Source organism: Cupriavidus lacunae (genome assembly GCF_003353055.1).
GTDB classification, from domain to species: Bacteria; Pseudomonadota; Gammaproteobacteria; order Burkholderiales; family Burkholderiaceae; genus Cupriavidus; species Cupriavidus lacunae.
The window spans coordinates 1-20,684 of sequence record NZ_QKWJ01000017.1 but is presented as its reverse complement, the minus strand read 5'-3'; the positions used below and the strand labels follow the sequence as shown (position 1 = coordinate 20,684).

Sequence of the window (20,684 nt, the reverse complement as noted above, 5' to 3'; positions counted from 1 at the left end):
ACCCTTGCCTTTGCAGTTGTTTGCAATCATCTCCGCTGGCCTCGCCTACGCTGGAATCGCTGCAGCCGCGGCACAGTGCTCCAAAAACGGACGGGACTGGCCTGGCATCGACTTTCCGGTGCCAGGCGTTTTCTCCAGCCTGGGCGCACATCATTCACAAGTCGAGGCAGGCGATGCCAATCAAGTCCATCGAGGTCATCCTCACGCGCGACGCGCAGTGGGCCCTGGAGTTCGATCCGGACAACCCGGGGCCGGTCTACCCTTCGCGCGATGCGGCGATCGCGGCGGGCCTGCAGATGGCCATGACGCACGATGCCGTGCTGACGGTCCACGGCATCAACGACAAGTCGGACGCGTTCGATTTCAGGGAGATGCACACCCCTTTGCTGCATTGATGGCTGGCGCTATCAGCGAGCCGTGGAAAGCAACATCCCCAGAATTGGGGATGCCCGGATAGCATGGCGGCACCATCATGGTTTGCGGGCTTTCCGCGACAGCCCGCTGCCACTTCAGGCCCTCGTCCGCCCTGGCCGAGGGCTTTTTCTTGGGTTGCCCCCCTCACGCAGGCTGGTCCAACCTCTCTACGTCCGGCATCACGAAGCTGCGGTCCAGCAGCGCACGCCGCGGCTGGTAGAAGCGCAGCGTCAGCGAGAAACGGCCCGCGGGCGCCGGCAGCCAGTTGGCTTGCCGGTCCGATGCCGGCGCCGCATGCTGGATCCAGATATCCATGCTGCCGTCGTCCGCACGCGTGATGCCGGGCGTGCGGTCGCCAAGGGTGTAGCGGTGCAGGGGATTGTCGACGAAGAAGCGGCGGCCATCGGGCTCCAGTTCATACATGCTGAGCGACCAGAACGCATCGATGGGCAAGTCCGCCGGGATGTGCAGGCGGTAGCCGTTGAGTCCGTTCAGCATCTCGCCGTCGGCGTCGATCATCGCGGTGGCGTAGATGGCCTCCTCCCGCTCCAGCGCGCCCAGGCCCACCAGCGACACAAAGGCGCGATAGGCATAGTCGTCACCGAAATTCCCAAGATGGTCCGCGCCCGAAGTCCAGCTCCCGCCCTCGCGATTGCGCAGCGTCGTGCCGGGGGGCGTCCTGGCCAGCGCCGCCAGGTTGGCCGTGTGGTGGGCGGCCCATGCCGCACGCACGGTTGCGTCCAGCTCGCGCCAGGCACCAATGGTGCCAGGACGCACGCCGAGATCGGCCATGCCTTGCACCAGCGCCCGTTCGTTGACCGGGATCGGGTTGCGGCCGAGCACCTCGTTCACCAGGTCGAGATAGCGTTCGGGATCGCGCTCGTCGGGCACCGCCTGCAGCAGGCGCGCCTGCTGCGCGTGGCCGCCAGCGAGCGGCTGCAGCCGCATCGCATCTTGCAATGCATGGACCGCGGCGAGGTCGGCTTCGCCATCGACCAGCACGCGGCCCAATGCCCAGATGTCGTTGCAGGGCAGGCGCAGCACATGCGCGCCGACGGGCGCTTCGCCCTGCCAGCCCGGGCCGGCCAGCAGGAAGCTCGCCGCCGCGGTGCCGGTGGTACGCCGGCCGATGCAGGCCACGTTGTTGGTGAAGGTATCGAGGAATGCAAAGCTGTAGTAGCGATCCCGCATATCGGGCAGCGACAGCAGCAACGGCCCGCCCGACAGGTCGAGCCAGGCGATGCTGTAGAGCGTGTCGTTGTTGGGCGTAGTGACCGCACGCGCGCGATGGTCGAGCAGCTTGCGGTAGTGGAACAGCGCATTGGGTGGTGCCCCATGCGTGTCGGTCCGCTTCTGCGTGAACTGCCAGCGCGCCTGCGCGACATCATGCACGGGGAAGGTATAGACCAGCGCCTCGCGGATGCGCGCGTCCAGTTGCGAGTCCGATGTCAGGTCTTCTTTCATGATGGCGCTCCTCCTGTTTTTAATACGATGGATTAATTCGGAAGATCAATTTACGCCGTGATGGCGCCATGTCAAGCCCGGGATCTTGTCTCGCGGCACCGCATCGGCCGCAATCCGGCGACCGCACTGGCCTGGCGCCCGATGCGGGGGAAAACCCTAGTGTGCGCGCATGCCTCGCCGGAATTAATCTTTGTGATTAACCAAGGCAAAAGCTCCACTCCGCTGGTGTGCGGGTACCGGAACATGGAAAGCATGCTGACAACCTCTTCGCCCCTGCAGGCCGATGGCAGCCACGCCGACGCCCACGCGTATCGTCCCCGCCAGGCCTGGGGCATCGCGGGCTGGCTCACGGTGCTCTCGGCAATCAACTTCCTCGACAAGGTGGTGCTGGGCATGGTGGCCGTGCCGCTCATGCATGAGCTCCAGCTCAGCCCCACGCAGTTCGGACTCATCGCCGGCAGCTTCTTCTGGCTGTTCTCGCTGTCGGCGGCCGTAGTCGGCTTTGCCGGCAACCGCGTGCCGGCGCGCTGGCTGCTGCTTGGCATGGCGGTGCTGTGGTCGCTGGTGCAGTTTCCGGTGGCGCTGGCCAGCACCGCGGCGGCGCTGCTGGTGTCGCGCGTGATCCTGGGCGCGGGCGAGGGCCCGGCCTTCCCGGTATCGGTACACGCGCTGTACAAGTGGTTCCCGCACGAGAAGCGCAACCTGCCGGTGACGCTGATCAACCAGGGCGCGGTGATCGGGTTGCTGCTGGCCGGGCTGGGCGTGCCGTTCATCACGCAGCACTGGGGCTGGCGCATGAACTTCATCGTGCTGTCCGCGATATCAGTGCTGTGGGCGCTGGGCTGGCTGCGCTTTGGCCGCGAGGGCAACCTGCGCACGCATGCCTCGTCCGCCGACGCAACGCCGGCGCACATCCCCTACCGCAGGCTGCTCACCGACGCCACCGTGCTGACGGGGTTCCTGGCCGGCTTTTCCGCCTACTGGGGCCTGGCGCTGGTGCTGACCTGGCTGCCCTCCTACCTGGAACAGGGGCTGGGCTATGACCCGGTGTCGGCCGGGAGGATGTTTGCCTTTGTCGTCGCGGTCGGCGTGCCGGTCAGCCTGGGGCTCAGCTGGTGCTCGCAGCGCATGCTGCGCCGGGGCGCCACCTCGCGCCTGGCGCGCGTGGTGTTCGGCTGCGTCTGCATCGGGCTTGGCGGCCTGCTGTTCCTGTGCCTGCCGGTGCTGCAACTGCCCCCGGGCGGCAAAGTCCTGATGCTGGCGCTGGCGGCCACGCTGCCGCCGGTGGCGTTTGCGCTGGGGCCGGCGATCCTTGCCGAGATCGTTCCCGACGGCCAGCGCAGCGCGGTCATCGCATTGAACACGGCGGTAGCGACCAGCGCCGGCGCGATCGCCCCGGTGGTGATGGGACGCCTGGTACAGGTGCAGGCGCACGGTAGCGCGCATGGCTTTGAACTGGGCTTCTCGGTGTGTGGCGCCGTGATGCTGGTGGGCGCGGTCGCCGGGCTGCTGGGCCAGCATCCCGCGCGCTCGCTGCGGCGCCTGCGCGGCACCGATGCAGCGGCTTGATCGCCGCCCGGCCTTGCGCGGATAATCGCCGGCACTGTCGACCGCACCATCGGCTGCACCGCAGCCATGGCCATCCTGAACCCTTTGAACGCCAGCCTATGAGCCGGGTACGCAACCGTTCCCAGGAACCCCTGCCCGCCGACGCACACGCCGATCCCGCGCCGCCGAGCCCGCTGGAAAACGAGACCGCGCGCCGCCTGCTGGAGATCGCCGAGCGCCTCTTCGCGGAAAACGGCGTCGAGCTGGTGCCGCTGCGCCAGATCGTGGTGGAAGCGGGCCAGCGCAACCGTTCAGCGCTGCACTACCATTTCGGCTCGCGCGAGGCCCTGGTCAGCCAGTTGCTCAACTTCCGGCTGGCCCACGTCAACGCGCTGCGCAACCGCTACCTGGACGAACTGGAGGCCGGCGGCCAGGACACCGACGTGCGCGCTGTGGTCGAGGCCTCGGTAAGCGCGCTGGCCGACACCATCACCGGCACGCCTTGGGGCGCGCGCTATGTGCAGGTGCTGGCCCAGGCCACCTTCAGCCCGCGCCTGCTCAATGCCGAGCTGATCGATCCCGAGGCCAAGACCGGCGTGCTGCGCGTCAGGCGGCTGATCGCGGCAGCACTGCCTGAACTGCCACGCAAAGTCCTGGGCCAGCGCATGCTGTGGTTCCACCAGAGCGTGGTCTATTCGCTCGCGCAGTGGTGCCAGCAAGTGCAGCACCAGGGCGCCAAGCCGCCCGTTGGCGACCTGGTCGACTACTGCACCGCGGCGCTGACGGCGCCGGTCAGCAAGCGGCGCGCGGTGCGCCGCCGCCTAGCCTAGACCCCCAGCGCCCTGCCGTCGCTGCGCGGATCGTGCGCACCGGTGAGCTGCCCGCCGGCATCGATCCGGATCGCACCCGGATGGCCGGCCAGCTGGCTTTGCGCAGGGAACGGACTTAACTGATGGCCGCGCGCGGCAAGCTCGCTGAACACCGGCAGGCCGGCATCCTGTTCCAGCTTGAGGCTGTCGCGGCTGTCCGAGAAGGTCTTGCCCAGCAGGAAGCGCGGCCGGCGCAGCGCCGTCAGCGGATCCATGCCGTAGTCGATCATCCTTGTCAGCACCGCGGCCAGCGTCTGCGGCTGGCCGTCGGCGCCCTGCGTGCCGTACAGCAGGTGCGGCTTGCCCTGCTTCAGGTAGATTCCGGGATTGAGCGTATGGAACGGCCGCTTGCCGCCCTGCAGCACGTTGGGGCTGGCGGGATCGAGGCTGAACGATGCGCCACGGTTGTGCCAGAGCACGCCGGTATCACCGACGACCAGGCCGCTGCCCCAGTCGAAATAGACGGTCTGCAGCATGCTCACGCAGCGGCCCTCGCGATCGGCGGCGCCGATATAGACCGTATCGCCGGGCCTGAACACATGCGGCCACGCCATGGCGCGGTCCATGCGGATACGGCGCGCGTGGGCATCGAGGTTGGACTGGGACAACAGCCGGTCCACCGGCACGTCGACAAAGTCGGGATCGGCGACGTAGCGGTTGCGGTCCAGGAACGCCAGCTTCACCGCCTCGACCAGCAGGTGGTAGTAATCCGCGCTGCCTTCCGGGATACCGGACAGGTCGAACCGATTGAGGATGCCCATGATTTCCAGCGTGGTCACACCTTGCGTGGGCGGACGCAGGCCAAGCAGCTCGCCGTCGCGGTAGGCGACGCGCAGCGGCACTTCCTCGCGCGCCTGGCATCGCGCCAGGTCCCGCCCGCGCAACGGCGAGCCGGCCTTGGCCAGTCCGGCGGCAAGGCGCCCTGCCAGGTCGCCCTCATAGAATTCGCGGCCGCCCTGTGTCGCGACGCGGTCCAGGGTGCGGGCCAGTTCGGGCTGCCGGAACATTTCGCCGGGCCTGGGCATGCGCCCGTCTGGCATGAAGACCCGTCCGAAGCCATCCCAGCCCGCCAGGTCCGCCGAGCGGAGCTCCTGCCAGAAGCACTGTGACGGCGTGACGGGGAATCCGTTGGCGGCGTACTCGGTGGCCCGCGCCAGTAACGCGGACCACGACTGTGTGCCGCCCCACTGGTCACGGCTGAAGCCAAAAGCGCGGTCCCAGATCGCAACCGTGGCCGCCGCAGTGAGCGCCGCTGCCGGCCCCCGCAGCGGAATGGTGCCCGCATAGCCCGAGGTCTCGGCCGCGGCCTGGCCGATGCCGGAGGACGTGCGCACGTTGCCGCCGCGATCGCTGACCACCAGGAAGGCGGCGCCCCCCAGCCCGGTAAAGTGGGGATACGTCACGCTCAGCACCGCGCCGATGGCAATCGCCGCCTCGATGGCGTTGCCGCCGGCCTTGAGTACCTCCAGCCCCGCCTGGCTGGCCAGCCCATGCGGGCTCGTGACCATGCCCGCGGACGAATGCGCCAGCCCGGCGCGCCCGGATTGCGCCGGCTCCTGCGCCAGTTCCTGCCCGACGGCAGGCAATACCGTGCTGCCCGCCAGTGCGGCCGAGCCAGCCAGGAAGGCACGACGCGTCGTACCAATGCCAGTGCCGGTACCGCAAGGATCCGCCTCGCCCAGATATTCCATACCCACTTCCCCCCGGATGCTTGGCTGCCGACGCTGGGATGCACTGCGCAGCGGCAACCGCTATGTCGATTCGATGATGGCGCCGGGGTATGCCGCGCGTTGCGCGCAACCCCGGCGCGACACGCTGGCTCAGGCCTCGCTCTTCCAGCCCTGCCACGGACGCTCCGCAACGGATTCCGGCGCGGCGTAGTGATGCTTGATCCAGGCATAAACCGGTCCGAGCGCATTCATGGCGATCACCGCGCCGAGCGCTGCAACTGGGTCGCCCGGCACAGGACCGAAACCGCCGAACAGCGTCGCAAAGTAAGAGGCAAAGCCAAAGAACATGCCCGGGATGAAGCGCAGCGTGACGAACACACGCGCGAGATACATCATCGAAGCATTAAGCGTGAACAGGATCACCATCTCCGCCGCGATCAGCGCTGGCCCCGAGAACTGCACGGCCGCCTGGCGAAAGCAAAGCACGATCACAAAGGCGAAGAGCGAGCCCACCGGCAGCGTCGGCCAGATCTTCTTCAGGTTCTCCGGCGTGGGTCCGCCCATGGCAAAGGTCGCGGCCCAGCTGATGAAAATGGCCCATGGCGGCAGGTGCGAGGCATGCGCGGCGATGGGAACGGTAGTGATGGCAAGCAGCGAGGCCACGACTTCGGCAGGTAGCTTTCTCATGATCGACTCCTTGATGGACGGGGACGGCGGACGGGGGTTGCTTCAGTGCGGGCAGCATTGGTGCCGGTGGATGTCGCAGCGGTGCTGCGTGACGACGGTGATCCTGCCGCGCTTCACCACCCACAGCCGGGCCGGGATGTCGATCAGCGCATCGGCCACCTGGAAGGTATCCAGGACAACCAGGTCAGCCTGGCGCCCGACTTTCAGGCCATAGGTGTCGTGCAGCCCGATCGCGCGCGCGGCGTTGTGCGTGCCCATGTCGAGCACCGCAAGCTGGTGCTCGGGCACGCCGAACTGGGCCACGTGCGCCAGCATATTGCCGATCTGCAGCATGTCGGCCTTGCCGAATGGCGTGAAGGCGTTGCGGATATTGTTGGAGGAGTACGCCACGTTGACGCCGGCGCTGTGCAGCGCCTTCACCGGCGTGAGCCCGCGACGCTGGTTCTGGGTGTCCTTGCGCCCGCCCAGGTAGAGATCGGTGGCGGGCAGCGTGACGATGCTGATGCCGGCCTCGCGGATCTGCCCGATCAGCGGCTGCAGCTGCGCCGCGTCGAGCGCGCCCAGGCTGGTGACATGGCCCAGCGACACGCGCCCCTGGTAGCCGGCCTCGATGGTCTTCTGCGCGATGTACGACACCGCTGCAAAGCGCTGGTCGCCGGTATCGTCGGCAAAGTCGGCATGCATGTCGACCGGCGCGTCATAGCGTTGCGCCAGCTCGAACACCATGTCGATATGGCGCATGGTGTCGGCCCAGGTCAGCTCGTTGTACGGGCAGCCGCCGACCACGTCGGCGCCCATGTCCATGGCCTCGACCATCAGTTCGCGCGTGCCCTGCGACTTCAGGATGCCCTCTTGCGGGAAGGCCACGATCTGCAGGTCGAGCAGGTCCTGGTACTCCGCCTTCAGCTCAATCAGCGTCTCCACCCCGATCAGCCCCTGGATCAGGTCGACATCTGGATGCGCGCGGATCGCCACGGTGCCGTTCCTGACCGCCATGTCCAGCACCTGGCGCGAGCGCTCCAGCACGTCGTTGCGCTGCTGCTTGCTTTTCAGGATGCCGGTGACGCGGATGGCTTCGTCCAGCGTACCGAAGCGCGCCGGCAGGCGGCGGTGCAGCAGGGCCTTGTCGAGATGCAGGTGGGCTTCGACCAGCCCCGGGATGACCGCGCGGCCGCCGGCCTCGATCACTTCATGCGCCGGCACGTCGATGCCGGGCTCCATCGCGACGATGCGGCCGTCGCGGATGGCGATATCGGTCAGGGGCGCGTCGTCGCGAACGCAGGCGTCCCGGATCAGCAGATCCAGCTGCATGGCTTGTCTCCTCAGGTCTTGTTATCCGGCGAAGTCAGGGCTTCGCTGTCTGAAGCGTAGGTGCCGGGGCGGCATCACTGCATCAGGATCGGCTGAATTCGACCTAAGGATTTTCCTAGACGCACCGCAGCAGACTACGGCGCGCCCCCCGCTTCGGCCAGCAGCCCATGGCGAATGGCGTAGTGCACCAGCCCGGCCGTCGAAGCGATATCCATCTTGCCGAGGATGTTGGCCTTGTGGGTGCTCACCGTCTTGGCGCTGAGCGACAACGCCGTGGCAATTTCATTGATGCCCAGCCCCTCGGCCAGCATCTGGAACACCTGCAGCTCGCGCGCGGTCAGCCGTGCATGCGGCAACATCGCATCCGGCTGCCGCGCCTGGCTGACGAGCTTGTCGGCAATTGCCGGCGAGACCGCGGTACCGCCGCGCGCCACCTTGCGGATGGCGCCGAGCAGCTGATCGGACTCGACATTCTTGGTCAGGTAACCTGCCGCGCCCGCGCGGATGGCCTGCACCGCGTATTGCGATTCGCGGTACATGCTCAGCACCAGGATTGGCAGCGCGGGATGGCTGGCCCGGATCTGCTGGATCAGCAGGATGCCGCTGCGCCCCGGCATCGACATATCCAGCAACAGCACGTCCGGCGCCTGCGCGCGCAGCAGCGCCAGCACTTCGCAGCCGTCGGCGGCTTCGGCCACCACCTGCATGTCGGGCACGGTGGAGAAGATCGTCTTGAGCCCGTCGCGGATGATGGTGTGGTCGTCGGCAAGCATCAGGCGGATCATCTTGCCTCTCCCTTGCCGGCGGCACCGGTGGCGCAGGCATTGGGGATCTGCGCCTCGACCCGGGTACCGCCGCCCGCTTCGCTGGTCACCGCCAGCTTGCCCCCCAGCATCAGCGCCCGCTCGCGCATGCCCAGCAAACCCAGGCTGCGGCGATGCCCCGTCCGGGACTTATCGATGCCGCGGCCGTTGTCGGCCACCACCAGCCGCAGGGTCCCGCCGGCCTCGCTCAACTCGACCCGCACGCGATCGGCGCGGCCATGGCGGCTGGCATTGGTCAGCGCTTCCTGCGCGATGCGGAAGACCGCGGTGCTGACCTCCGCGCCGATCTCGCCGACGGGCTGCAGCGCCAGCTCGCAGGCGATACCGCCGCGCTCTGAAAAGGACTCGGCCAGCCACTCGATCGCTGCGGTCAGTCCAGCTCGTCCAGCAGCGGCGGGCGCAGGTCTGCCGCGATGCGCTGCACCGCGTCCACCGTCGAATCCGCGATCTGCTTGAGCTTCTGCAGATGCTTGCGGCACGCGTCGCCGGCGTCGGAGCCCTGCTGCGCTTCAATGAAATTAAGACCGAGGCGCAATGCAGTCAGGGACTGTCCCAGCTCATCGTGCAGCTCGCGCGAGATCCGGGTGCGCTCGGCCTCGCGCACGGACTGCAGGTAGGCGGACAGCTCGCGCAACTGTGCGCGCGATTCCAGCAGCTCCTGTTCGGAGCGCTTGCGGTCGGTGATATCGCGCGAGATGCCGACCGTGCCGACGACCGCGCCACCCTGCCCGCGAATCGGCATCTTGATCGTCTCGAACCAGCGCAGGCTGCCGTCCCTGCCGGGACAGCATTCCTCGTAGCAGTGGCAGATGCCGCTGGTCACCACGGCCCTGTCGGTGCCCAGATAGACCTGCCCCCATTCCGCCGACCACACCTTGTCCGGCGTGCTGCCCAGGATCTCGGCCTCGCTGCGCCCGCATGCCGCCATGAAGGCGTCGTTGACAAGGATGTAGCGCGAGCCGGCGTCCTTCAGCCAGGCCTGGTCCGGTATGTTGTTCAGGATGGCCCGCTGCAGGTCGACATACGTATCCATGACGTCTCCTCGCAAGGCGCCTGCCTGTCAGGTCAGGCCACCTCGATTCATGACACGCAGGTATCGATTCATGCCGATTCCTCATCAGAGGACATACGTCGCGTGCTTCCCGTCGCAGACTATAGCCATCGGCCGCTGACAATGCGCTTGTCGTTTTCCTGGATACGCGCAAGCCGGCGTGATCTTCCGGGCATCGGCATGGCCTCGCGCGCACAAAGCGGCGATGCGCCGCGGCGAAGGACTACAATAGTCGGTTGCAGTCCTTGAAGGCTTTCGCCATGTCTGACCATCCCCGCTTCACCATCAACCGTTCCATGGTCGCCCTGGTCCCGGAACAGCCGTTCCTGGACTGGATCCAGGCGGTCGATCCCCAGCCGGTTGCCGGCCTCACGCTCGAACAGGTGCGCGAGGACCAGAGCGTGTTCCTGCTGCCTGAAGAGCTGGCCGACACGCACGACAACGCCGTGCGCTGGGTCGAGAAGCGCTGGCAGGAATTCTTCGAATTCATGCTGGGGGAATGGTTCGACGACTCGGCGTGGCCCGAGGAACTGTCGCTGCCGATGTTCCGCGAGTGGTTCAGCGTGCGCTATCACTCGATGGTGTTCGACATGGCACCTGACGTGCCGGTCATGCATGACGACTGGGACGACGAGGACGACTCGTCCGAGATGCTGCACTAGAACCCCGGGCCAGGAATCCGGCCGGCCGCGCGCCGGCCCGGGTTCAGCGTCGCCAGCGACGCCTCAGAGGAAGCGGTCGAGGATCTTGCGGCTGTGCTTGTCCAGCGCCATCAGGTCGCGGATCAGGTAGTGAATGCCGTGCGTGTCCGATATCAGCAGCGTGCTGCCGGCCAGGCGCCGGATCGCCTCTTCGCCGCGCAGCACCAGTTCGGTCTGGCCGCGGTCGGTCTGCACCGTCCACACGCTGGGCGTGGCGTAGGTCGACACGCTGACGATACGCTGGATCTCCGGCATGAACTCGCGCGCGGCGAGTTCTTCTTCGATCATGCCGCGCTCAGCCGCCGGCAGATCTTCCAGCCGCGGAATCCACACCACTTCATGCCCGTCGGTGCTCATCAGGCCAATGCCGCCCTGCGGCGCGGAGATCGGGAATGCGCGCACCGGCACCACGCCTTCGTGGACGGTGCCGTCCTCGGCGATCAGGACCAGGCGGCCGAAAGGATTGCGGTCAAGCGTGAACATGGGAGTCGGCGTGGCGGCGGAAATGTCATTGGGCATTGGCGGCCTCCGGCGTTTCGATGGCTTCGCCTTCGTCGTCGCCGTCCTCGGTGTCGACGTTGCGTGCCTGGGCCTGGTACAGCTTGTAGTACGCACCTTCGCGCAGCAGCAGTTCGTCGTGGCTGCCGACTTCGACGATCTGGCCGCGGTCCATCACCACCAGCCGGTCGGCCTTGCGCAGCGTCGACAGGCGGTGCGCGATGGCGATGGTGGTGCGGCCCTGCACCAGGTTGTCGAGCGCCTTCTGGATTTCCTTCTCGGTGGCCGTGTCGACCGACGAGGTGGCCTCGTCCATGATCAGGATGCGCGGGTTGATCAGCAGCGCGCGCGCGATCGAGATGCGCTGGCGCTCGCCGCCCGACAGCGCCTGGCCGCGTTCGCCCACCAGCGAGTCATAGCCGTGCGGCAGCCGCAGGATGAACTCGTGCGCATGCGCGGCGCGCGCGGCGGCGATGATCTCTTCGCGCGTGGCGTCGGGCTTGCCGTAGGCGATATTGTCGGCAATCGTGCCGAAGAACAGGAACGGCTCTTGCAGCACCAGGCCGATATGGCGGCGGTACTCAGACACCGGCAGCGAGCGGATATCGACACCGTCGACGCGGATCGCGCCCTCGGAAACATCGTAGAAGCGGCAGATCAGGTTGACCAGCGTGCTCTTGCCCGAGCCGCTGTGCCCGACCAGGCCGATCATCTCGCCCGGCTCGATCGACAGGTTCAGCCCGCGGATCACCGCGCGGTTGCCGTAACGGAAGCCCAGGTCGGTCATGTCGATGGCGCCCTCGACCTTGTCCAGCTTTGCCGGACGCACCGGCTCCGGCACGCTCGACACATGGTCGAGGATGTCGAAGATGCGCTTGGCGCCGGCCGCGGCCTTCTGCGTCACCGAAACGATCCGGCTCATCGAGTCCAGCCGGGTATAGAAGCGGCTGATATAGGTCAGGAACGCCACCAGCACACCCACCGTGATGGCGCTCTGCGAAACCTGCCAGATGCCGAACACCCAGACGATCAGCAGCCCGATCTCGGTCAGCAGGGTCACGGTCGGCGTGAACAGCGACCACACCGCGTTGACGCGGTCGTTGATCGCCAGGTTGTGCTTGTTGGCCTCACGGAAGCGCGACACCTCGCGCTTTTCCTGGGCAAAGGCCTTGACCACGCGGATGCCGGGGATGGTGTCGGCCAGCACGTTGGTGATTTCGGACCAGATCCGGTCGATCTTCTCGAAGCCGTGGCGCAGGCGGTCGCGCACCAGGTGGATCATCCAGGCGATGAACGGCAGCGGCACCAGCGTCACCAGCGCCAGCCAGGGGTTGATCGACACCAGGATCACCGCCGTCATGACGATCATCAGCACGTCGGTGGCGAAGTCCAGCAGGTGCAGCGACAGGAAGACACAGATGCGGTCGCTTTCCGAGCCGATGCGCGCCATCAGGTCGCCGGTGCGCTTGCCACCAAAGTACTCAAGCGAAAGCTTTAGCAGGTGTTCATAGGTAGTTATGCGCAGATCGGCACCGATGCGTTCCGATACCCGCGCCAGCAGGTAGGTGCGCGCCCAACCCAGGGACCAGGCCACCAGCGCCGCGCCCAGCAATCCCGCCAGGTACAGGCGCACCAGCCCGTAGTCGATCGGCACGCCGTTCTGGAACGGGATCAGCACCTTGTCCATCAGCGGCATGGTCAGGTACGGCGGCACCAGCGTGGCCGCGGTGGACAGCAGCGTCAGCAGGAAGCCCGCCAGCAGCTGCCACTGGTATGGGCGGGCAAAGCGCCACAGGCGCAGCAGCGCCCAGGTCGACGGCGGGGTTTCCAGCTCGCGGCTGCATTGGGGGCACTGCTCTTCGTCCGGCGGCAGCGGCGCCTTGCAGGTCGGGCACAGGATCTCGCCGGCCTCTCCGGCCGGGCGGGAAACGGCCGCGTCGCGCTGCGCTTCGAACTGGTCAGCCAGCCGCAAGGCGGCCGGATTGTAACCAAGCGTATATCTCCAGCTGGCCAGCCGGCCCTCCGGACCGCTCAGGTCCAGCGTACCCACCCCCGCGTGGTCGGTGTGCGACAGGCGCAGCGTGGGGCCGATGTTCCATTCCCGCACATTTTTTTCACCGGGAGCCCGGGCAACGATGCGCTGGCCCGTCACAACCAGCCACCCTTGGGTAAAATGCAGCTTCGCGTCGAGGTCCAGGGCCAGTCCGGCCAGGATGGTCTCGCCGGGTCGGAGCCACGATCCGGATTCAGCCCGCCAGGGTTCGTCGGCAACAGGGGCGGTAGGGACAGGCAGGGAGGACTGGGTCATGGATGGCGCGGCGTGCGTCCAGGGGGTACGGACATAACTTGAAACAATTTAGGCAGGGCACGCTCTGGCGGCCCGCGAATTCGCCCGCAGTATACATAACGACGAACGCGCGGGTACTCCTGATGCACTGCACAACCACTTTTACACCAAGAAAGTCAACCCGCTCTGTGCTGTAACGTTACTGAAAGGTTAGGCTTCTATTTCTCGGGCGGTTCCGCCCACTGCCTCAAGCTAAATCAATGAAAAAGAAGGACATTGAGATTTTCGATGTCATGTCGCTGCGCGGCCCGAATATGTGGACATATCGGCCCGTCCTGGAGGCATGGGTTGATATCGGGGAACTGGAGGACTTTCCCTCCAACACGATTCCGGGGTTTTACGAGCGCCTGTCGGCCTGGCTGCCTTCGCTGATCGAGCATCGCTGCAGCATCGGCGAGCGCGGCGGCTTCCTGCAGCGCCTGAAGGAAGGCACCTGGCCGGGCCATATCCTGGAACACGTGACGCTTGAGCTGCAGAACCTGGCCGGCATGCCCGGCGGCTTCGGCAAGGCGCGCGAGACCCCGGTGCGCGGCGTCTACAAGGTGATCGTGCGCGCCTGGCACGAGGAAGTCACCCGTGCCGCCCTGTTCGCCGCCCGCGACCTGGTCATGGCCGCGATCGAGGACCGTCCCTATGACGTCCCCGCCGCCGTGGACCACCTGCGCCGCCTGGTCGACGAGCATTGCCTGGGCCCCAGCACCGCCTGCATCGTCGATGCCGCGGACGACCGCGACATCCCCGCCCTCCGCCTGTCGGACGGCAATCTGGTGCAGCTGGGCTATGGCGCGCGCCAGCGCCGCATCTGGACCGCCGAGACCGACCGCACCAGCGCCATCGGCGAAAGCATCTCGCGCGACAAGGACCTGACCAAGAGCCTGCTGGAGTCCTGCGGCGTGCCGGTGCCGGAAGGCCGCATGGTCGATTCGCCCGAGGACGCCTGGGACGCCGCCGAGGACATCGGCGTGCCGGTGGTGGTCAAGCCCTATGACGGCAACCATGGCCGCGGCGTATTCACCAACCTGATGACCCGCGAGGAAGTCGAGACCGCCTACGGGGTGGCCATCGATGAAGGCAGCGGCGTCATCGTCGAGCGCTTTATCCCCGGCAACGAACACCGCCTGCTGGTGGTGGGCGGCCGCCTGGTGGCCGCTGCCATGGGCGAGACCGCCAGCGTGGTCGGCGACGGCAAGTCCACCATCGACGAGTTGATCGAGCTGCAGATCAATTCCGATCCGCGCCGCGGCAGCACCGAGGACCACCCGCTGAACTGCGTGCGGCTGGATTCGGCCGCGCGGCTGGAACTGAAGCGCCAGGGCATGGATGGCAGCTCGGTACCGCCGGAAGGCCGCACCGTGCTGATCCAGCGCAACGGCAACGTCGCCTTCGACGTCACCGACCGCGTGCACCCGAGCGTCGCCGCGCATGCGGCGCTGGCCGCGCGCGTGGTGGGGCTGGATATCGCCGGCGTGGACCTGGTGGCCGAGGACATCTCGCGCCCGCTGGCCGAACAGCGCGGCGCCATCGTCGAAGTCAATGCCGGCCCCGGCCTGCTGATGCATCTGAAGCCGGCCGAAGGCTCGCCGCGCCCGGTGGGCCGCGCCATCGTCAACCACCTGTTCCCCGAGTCCGAGGACGACCACGGCCGCATCCCAGTGGTAGGCGTGACCGGCACCAACGGCAAGACCGTGGTGGCGCGCCTGGTGGCGCGCCTGCTGCAGCTGTCGGGCAAGCATACCGGCCTGGCCTGCAGCGACGGGCTGTTCCTGGACCGCCGCCAGGTGGAAAGCGGCGACCGCGCCAACTGGGAAGCGGGCCACCGCATCCTGATGAACCGCGCGGTCGAGGCCGCCGTGTTCGAGAACGACAGCGGCAGCATCCTCTCCGAAGGCCTGGTCTATGACCGCTGCCAGGTCGGCGTGGTCACCAATTTCGACCAGCCCGACCACCTTGGCGACTACTACGTCGAGGACGAGGACCGCATGTACAACGTGCTGCGCACGCAGGTCGACGTGGTGCTGGAGAACGGCGCCGCCGTGCTCAACGCGCGCGACGAACGCCTGGTGGAAATGGCCGGGCTGTGCGACGGCGACGTGATCTTCTTCGGCCTGACGCCGGAGCTGCCCGCAATCGTGTCGCACCGCGCGGCCGGCAAACGCGCGGTGTACGTGCGCGAAGGCAAGATCGTGCTGGCCATCGGCACCAGCGAGACCGCACTGGTGGACGTGGCCGCAGTGCCGCTGACCTATGCCGGCCGCGTCGCGTTCCAGGTCGAGAACGTGCTGGCGGCCGTGGCCGCGGGCTGGGCGCTGGGCATCTCCAACGACCTGATCCGCGCCGGCGTGGTGACCTTCGACGTCGGCCAGGTCGACGTGCCGGGCCGCTTCACGCTGTTCGAGCGCAACGGCGCCACCGTGGTGATCGACGACGCCCACAACGCACCCGCGCTGGAAGCGCTGGCGAGCGCGCTGGAACGCTTCCCGTCCGAGCGCCGCATGGTGGTCTACGGGGCCGGCGTGCAGCGCCGCGACGAAGACCTGGTGCGCCAGGGCAAGGTGCTGGGCCAGCATTTCGACCGCGTTTTCCTGTGCGAAGACCGCAGCGTCAGGCGCGCCCTGCCAGATGCCGAGGCGCGCGCGCTGCTCAGGCAGGGCCTGTACGAAGGCCGGCGCGTGACCAAGATCATCGACGAAGGCACGCGTGCCAGCGCCATTGAAACCGCCCTGAGCCAGCTGGTGCCGGGCGACCTGCTGGTACTGCAGTGCGACGAGGCCGCCACCGGCGCCACCGTCGACCTGGTGCACCACTGGATGGGCCAGCCTGCGCGCCGCGCCTGACGCGGCCCCAAGCTCAACCGCGCATAGAAGACACGGAAACCGTTCTATGGAAGTCTCACGTATCCGGGCCCTGCGGGGCCCGAACCTGTGGTGCCGCCACACCGCCATCGAGGCGATCGTGGCCTGCCAGGACACCACCAATATGCTGTCGGCGCTGCCCGGCTTTGAAGACCGCCTGCGCGCCCGCTTCCCCGAGATCGGGCCGCTGCGCCCGGACGAGGAGTCGGGCGAGCTGTCGCTGGCCCACGTGCTGGAAGTGACGGCGCTGCGCCTGCAGGCCGCCGCCGGCTGCCCGGTGACCTTCAGCCGCACCGCGCAGACGGTCGAGCCCGGCACCTACCAGGTGATCGTGCAATACAGCGAGGAAGAAGTCGGCCGGCTCGCGTTCGAGCTGGCCGAGGCCCTGTGCAACGCCGCCCGCCACGACACCGCGTTCGACCTGGCCGATGCGCTGCACCGCCTGCGCGAGCTGGACGAGGACGTGCGCCTGGGGCCGAGCACGGGCTCCATCGTTTACGCCGCCGTGGCGCGCGGCATCCCCTACCGGCGCCTGACGCAGGGCTCGATGGTCCAGTTCGGCTGGGGCAGCAAGCAGCGCCGCATCCAGGCCGCCGAGACCGACCGCACCAGCGCCGTGGCCGAATCGATCGCGCAGGACAAGGACCTGACCAAGACCCTGCTGCACGCCGCCGGCGTGCCGGTGCCGCTGGGCCGCTCGGTGCGCAGCGCCGAAGAGGCCTGGGCCGCCGCGCAGGAGATCGACGCGCCGGTGGTGGTCAAGCCGCGCGATGGCAACCAGGGCAAGGGCGTGGCGGTGCGCATCCGCACCCGCGAGGAAGTGATGACGGCCTATGAGGTCGCCTCGGACATCAGCTCGGACGTAATCGTCGAGCGCTATATCCCGGGCCATGACTTCCGTCTGCTGGTGGTGGGCAAGCAGCTGGTGGCGGCCGCGCGCCGCGATCCGCCGCAGGTCATCGGCGACGGCGTGCATACCGTGCGCCAGCTGGTCGAGGATGTGAACCGCGACCCGCGCCGCGGCGAAGGCCATGCGACCTCGCTGACCAAGATCCGTTTTGACGATATCGCGCTGGCCACGCTGGCCAAGCAGCACCTGACCGCCGATTCCGTGCCGGCCAACGGCACGCGCGTGGTCTTGCGCAATAACGCCAACCTGTCGACCGGCGGCAGCGCCACCGACGTGACCGACGACGTCCACCCCGACATCGCCGCGCGCGCCGTGGCGGCCGCGCAGATGGTGGGCCTGGACATCGCCGGCGTCGACGCCGTGTGCGAGACCATGCTCAAGCCGTTCGAGGAACAGGCCGGCGGCATCGTCGAAGTCAACGCCGCACCGGGCCTGCGCATGCACCTGCAGCCGTCCTACGGCAAGGGCCGCGCGGTCGGCGAAGCCATTGTCTCGACCATGTTCTCCGATGGCGACGATGGCCGCATCCCGGTGGTGGCGGTGTCCGGCACCAACGGCAAGACCACCACGGTCCGGCTGATCACCCACATCATGGCCACCAGCGGCCTGCGCATGGGCATGACCGGCACCGACGGCGTGTATATCCAGGGCGAGCGCATCGACACCGGCGACTGCAGCGGCCCGCGCAGCGCGCGCAACGTGCTGCTGCACCCGGACGTGGACGCCGCCGTGTTTGAAACCGCGCGCGGCGGCCTGCTGCGCGAAGGCCTGGCGTTCGACCGCTGCGACGTGGCGGTGGTGACCAACGTTGGCGAAGGCGACCACCTGGGCCTGTCCTTCATCAACTCGGTGGAAGACCTGGCGGTGCTCAAGAGCGTGATCGTGCAGAACGTCGCGCCGCACGGCATGGCCGTGCTCAATGCCGCCGACCCGATGGTGGTGCGCATGGCCGATGCCTGCCCCGGCAGTGTCACCTTCTTCGCGCACGACCCCAACCAGCCGGCCATGGCCACGCACCGCGCGCAGGGCAAGCGCGTGGTGTTCGTCGACGGCGCCGACATCGTCGTTTCCGAAGGCGATACCACAGTGCGCATCGCACTGGCCGAGATCCCGCTGACGCGCAACGGCACCATCGGCTTCCAGGTGGATAACGCGATGTCGTCGATCGCCGCCGCGTGGGCGCTGGGCATCGACTGGCCGACCATCCGCCGCGGCCTGGCCACCTTCGTCAACGACGCGCGGACCGCGCCCGGACGCTTCAACGTGTTCGACTACCGCGGCGCCACGCTGATCGCCGACTACGGCCACAACCCGGATGCGATCCTGGCGCTGTGCAGCGCTGTCGAAACCATCCCGGCCAGGCGGCGCGTGGTGGTGATCAGCGGCGCGGGCGACCGCCGCGACGACGACATCCGCCGCCAGACCCAGATCCTGGGCGGCGTGTTCGATGAAGTCGTGCTGTACCAGGACCAGTGCCAGCGCGGCCGCGCCGATGGCGAGGTGCTGGCGCTGCTGCGCGAAGGCCTGCAGGGCGCGCAACGCGCACACCAGGTCGAGGAGATCCGTGGCGAATTCCTCGCCATCGATACCGCGCTGTCGCACCTGCAGCCGGGCGACCTGTGCCTGATCCTGGTGGACCAGGTGGAAGAGGCGCTCGGGCATATCGCCGGGCGCGTCGCGCAGGGCTGAGCGGCCCGGCAATGAAGAAAGGCCAGCTCCATGGAGTTGGCCTTTTTTTTGGCGCGGCGTTCAATGCCTCCCGGGCAGCGACAACCTGCGCTCCAGCACATGCTGCAGCCCCGACAACCCCGTGCTCAGCACCCAGTAGATCGCCGCCACCGCCAGGTACAGCGGCAACGGCTGGTAGGTGGCCGCGATCACCTCCTGCGCCGTGCGCAGCAGCTCGGTCACGGTAATCACCGACACCAGCGAGGTGTCCTTGATCAGGCTGATCAGGCTGTTGGACAGGCTCGGCACCGCCAGCCGCAGCGCCTGCGGGCCGACCACATAGCGCAGTGCCTGCACCGGCGTCAGGCCCAGGCTGTAGGCCGCCAGCCATTGCCCGCGCGACACGCCGAGGATGGCCCCGCGCATGCTTTCTGACAGGTAGGCGCCGACGTTCAGGCTCAGCGTCAGCACGCCGGCGGGCGTGGGCTCCAGCGCGATACCGGCGCCCGGCAGCCCGTAGTACACCACGAAGATCTGCACCAGCAGCGGCGTGCCGCGCATGATGCTGACATAGGTGCGGGCCACCGCCTTGAGCGCTCGGCTATGGCTGATGCCCATCAGCGCCACCACTGTGCCCAGCATCAGCCCGAACACCATCGACCACAACGCGAACTTGATGGTCAGCAGCGTGCCCTGCAGCAGCACTGGCAGGGAATCGGTGACGAGCTGGAGAGCAGACATGGGCGTGGCGGCGGCAGAAAAATGAAAAAGAAAGCGGCGCGGCAGCCATGCAGGCCGCCGCGCCGCGACATGATACCGCCCGGCTTGCTGGCCGGCTTACTTGATTGGCTTACCGGCGGGCCTGGTCACGTCCGTGCCGAACCACTTCACCGAGAGCTTGCCAAGCGTGCCGTCCTTGCCCAGCTCATCCAGCGCGTGGTTGATGGCCTGCGCGAACTTGGGGTTGTCCTTGCGGAACGGAATGGCCACCTGCGTGGTGGCACCTGGCACGATTGCGCCCTGCCGCAGCGGCAGGTTGGCGGTCTTGACCAGGTAGGCGACCATCAGCCGGTCGTTCAGCGCGGCGTCGACGCGCTGTGCCGCCAGGTCGCGCAGGTACTCAGGCGCGCCGGGATAGGTCTTGACGTCGATGCCCGGCACCGACTTGGCCAGGTCGTTGAAATTGCTGCCCAGGCTGACGCCGAGCTTGTGGCCCTTCAGGTCTTCCAGCGACTTGAACTGGCGGTTGTCGTCCTTGCGCTGGATCAGCTGCGCATCCGAGTAGACGTAGGGCGTGGAGAAGTCCAGCACTTGCTGGCGCTGAGGCGTGACGTTGACCTGGTTGACGATGACGTCGAACTTGCCCGCCTGCAGGCCGGCGATGATGCCGCTCCATTCGGTGGTGACAAACTCCGGCTTGACGCCCAGCTTGCCTGCCACCGCGCGTGCCACGTCCACGTCAAACCCTTCCAGCTCGTTCTTCGCGCCGCGGAAGCCGAACGGGGGATAGGTGCCCTCCAGGCCGATCTTCAGCACGCCGGCCTGCTTGACGGTGTCGAGCAGGTCGGCGGCGTGGGCCGCAGTGGCTGCCAGGCCGGCGCCGGCCATCAGGGAAGCGGCCAGCAGGGATTTGAGCCAGCCAGTACGAATCGATCGCATATGTTCTCCAGTGGATGCGGATGAGCAGTGTCGGGGCAGACAGCGCTGGCGGCCTCTTGTGAAGGGCCGCCGGGCGCTTGTGCTGCTATGAGCCTTCTATGAGGGCGAGGGTGTCAACCCCCTACAGTATTGAATTTCAGCATAGGGATGCATAGCGCGATAACTCTCTCCTTGCAAGCCATTCCTTTTCGTTCGCGAAACTGATGCGGTT

17 protein-coding genes are annotated in these 20,684 nt (G+C 67.5%); 6 read left to right on the top strand and 11 right to left on the bottom strand.

The features are described from left to right. The first annotated feature begins 173 nt into the window (after window positions 1-173). The gene (locus tag DN412_RS15650; RefSeq protein WP_115212464.1) at window positions 174-395 is read left to right on the top strand and encodes a DUF2188 domain-containing protein; all 222 of its coding nucleotides are present in this window, start codon (window positions 174-176) and stop codon (window positions 393-395) included. Between the two features lie 163 nt (window positions 396-558). On the opposite strand, the gene DN412_RS15645 is transcribed toward DN412_RS15650, so the two are convergent. Next, entirely contained in the window at window positions 559-1,878 is a 1,320-nt protein-coding gene (locus DN412_RS15645) for a DUF1254 domain-containing protein (protein ID WP_244222671.1), read from the bottom strand. A gap of 243 nt (window positions 1,879-2,121) precedes the next feature. On the opposite strand from DN412_RS15645, the gene DN412_RS15640 reads away from it, so the two are divergent. Together DN412_RS15640 and DN412_RS15635 are read left to right on the top strand one after the other, a co-directional pair. Beyond that, window positions 2,122-3,447 carry an MFS transporter gene (locus tag DN412_RS15640; RefSeq protein WP_115212463.1) on the top strand — a complete coding sequence of 442 codons (1,326 nt, stop codon included), beginning with the start codon at window positions 2,122-2,124 and terminating at the stop codon, window positions 3,445-3,447. A gap of 98 nt (window positions 3,448-3,545) precedes the next feature. Next, the gene (locus DN412_RS15635) at window positions 3,546-4,256 is read left to right on the top strand and encodes a TetR/AcrR family transcriptional regulator (RefSeq protein ID WP_115212462.1); all 711 of its coding nucleotides are present in this window, start codon (window positions 3,546-3,548) and stop codon (window positions 4,254-4,256) included. Here DN412_RS15635 and DN412_RS15630 read toward each other — a convergent pair. From DN412_RS15630 to DN412_RS44540, 6 genes are all read right to left on the bottom strand, one after another. Then, complete coding sequence (locus DN412_RS15630; protein WP_115212461.1) at window positions 4,253-5,986, bottom strand: gamma-glutamyltransferase family protein; 1,734 nt, start codon at window positions 5,984-5,986, stop codon at window positions 4,253-4,255. The genes DN412_RS15635 and DN412_RS15630 overlap by 4 nt on opposite strands. A gap of 129 nt (window positions 5,987-6,115) precedes the next feature. Then, window positions 6,116-6,652, bottom strand: a complete 537-nt coding sequence (locus tag DN412_RS15625) for a DUF1097 domain-containing protein (RefSeq protein WP_115212460.1) — start codon at window positions 6,650-6,652, stop codon at window positions 6,116-6,118. 42 nt (window positions 6,653-6,694) lie between these two features. Continuing rightward, window positions 6,695-7,963, bottom strand: a complete 1,269-nt coding sequence (locus DN412_RS15620; protein ID WP_115212459.1) for an amidohydrolase family protein — start codon at window positions 7,961-7,963, stop codon at window positions 6,695-6,697. 134 nt (window positions 7,964-8,097) lie between these two features. Next, a complete protein-coding gene (locus tag DN412_RS15615; protein ID WP_115212458.1) occupies window positions 8,098-8,748 on the bottom strand; it encodes a response regulator in 651 nt (216 codons plus the stop codon). Then, the gene (locus tag DN412_RS44545) at window positions 8,745-9,026 is read right to left on the bottom strand and encodes an ATP-binding protein (protein ID WP_244222673.1); all 282 of its coding nucleotides are present in this window, start codon (window positions 9,024-9,026) and stop codon (window positions 8,745-8,747) included. The genes DN412_RS15615 and DN412_RS44545 overlap by 4 nt, the downstream gene beginning before the upstream one ends. A 131-nt stretch (window positions 9,027-9,157) precedes the next feature. After that, a complete protein-coding gene (locus tag DN412_RS44540) occupies window positions 9,158-9,820 on the bottom strand; it encodes a PAS domain-containing protein (RefSeq protein ID WP_244222669.1) in 663 nt (220 codons plus the stop codon). Between the two features lie 278 nt (window positions 9,821-10,098). Between DN412_RS44540 and DN412_RS15605 the strand changes: the two genes are divergently transcribed. After that, window positions 10,099-10,500 (top strand): hypothetical protein, encoded by a 402-nt coding sequence (locus DN412_RS15605; RefSeq protein WP_078198474.1) that lies wholly within the window; start codon window positions 10,099-10,101, stop codon window positions 10,498-10,500. Between the two features lie 63 nt (window positions 10,501-10,563). Here DN412_RS15605 and DN412_RS15600 read toward each other — a convergent pair whose 3' ends face one another. Next, window positions 10,564-11,058: a cyanophycin metabolism-associated DUF1854 family protein gene (locus DN412_RS15600; protein WP_115212457.1), complete on the bottom strand. Its 495-nt coding sequence runs from the start codon at window positions 11,056-11,058 to the stop codon at window positions 10,564-10,566. Next, on the bottom strand, window positions 11,048-13,345 hold the full coding sequence (locus DN412_RS15595) for a cyanophycin metabolism-associated ABC transporter (protein ID WP_115212456.1): 2,298 nt from the start codon (window positions 13,343-13,345) through the stop codon (window positions 11,048-11,050). Before DN412_RS15595 ends, DN412_RS15600 begins: the two co-directional genes overlap by 11 nt. A 239-nt stretch (window positions 13,346-13,584) precedes the next feature. On the opposite strand from DN412_RS15595, the gene cphA (DN412_RS15590) reads away from it, so the two are divergent. Together cphA (DN412_RS15590) and cphA (DN412_RS15585) are read left to right on the top strand one after the other, a co-directional pair. After that, complete coding sequence (cphA, locus tag DN412_RS15590; RefSeq protein ID WP_115212455.1) at window positions 13,585-16,218, top strand: cyanophycin synthetase; 2,634 nt, start codon at window positions 13,585-13,587, stop codon at window positions 16,216-16,218. Between the two features lie 46 nt (window positions 16,219-16,264). After that, the gene (gene cphA / locus DN412_RS15585; RefSeq protein ID WP_115212454.1) at window positions 16,265-18,835 is read left to right on the top strand and encodes a cyanophycin synthetase; all 2,571 of its coding nucleotides are present in this window, start codon (window positions 16,265-16,267) and stop codon (window positions 18,833-18,835) included. A gap of 60 nt (window positions 18,836-18,895) precedes the next feature. On the opposite strand, the gene DN412_RS15580 is transcribed toward cphA (DN412_RS15585), so the two are convergent. Beyond that, complete coding sequence (locus DN412_RS15580) at window positions 18,896-19,555, bottom strand: amino acid ABC transporter permease (RefSeq protein ID WP_115212453.1); 660 nt, start codon at window positions 19,553-19,555, stop codon at window positions 18,896-18,898. 96 nt (window positions 19,556-19,651) lie between these two features. Beyond that, the gene (locus DN412_RS15575; protein ID WP_115212452.1) at window positions 19,652-20,473 is read right to left on the bottom strand and encodes a transporter substrate-binding domain-containing protein; all 822 of its coding nucleotides are present in this window, start codon (window positions 20,471-20,473) and stop codon (window positions 19,652-19,654) included. Window positions 20,474-20,684 lie beyond the last annotated feature (211 nt).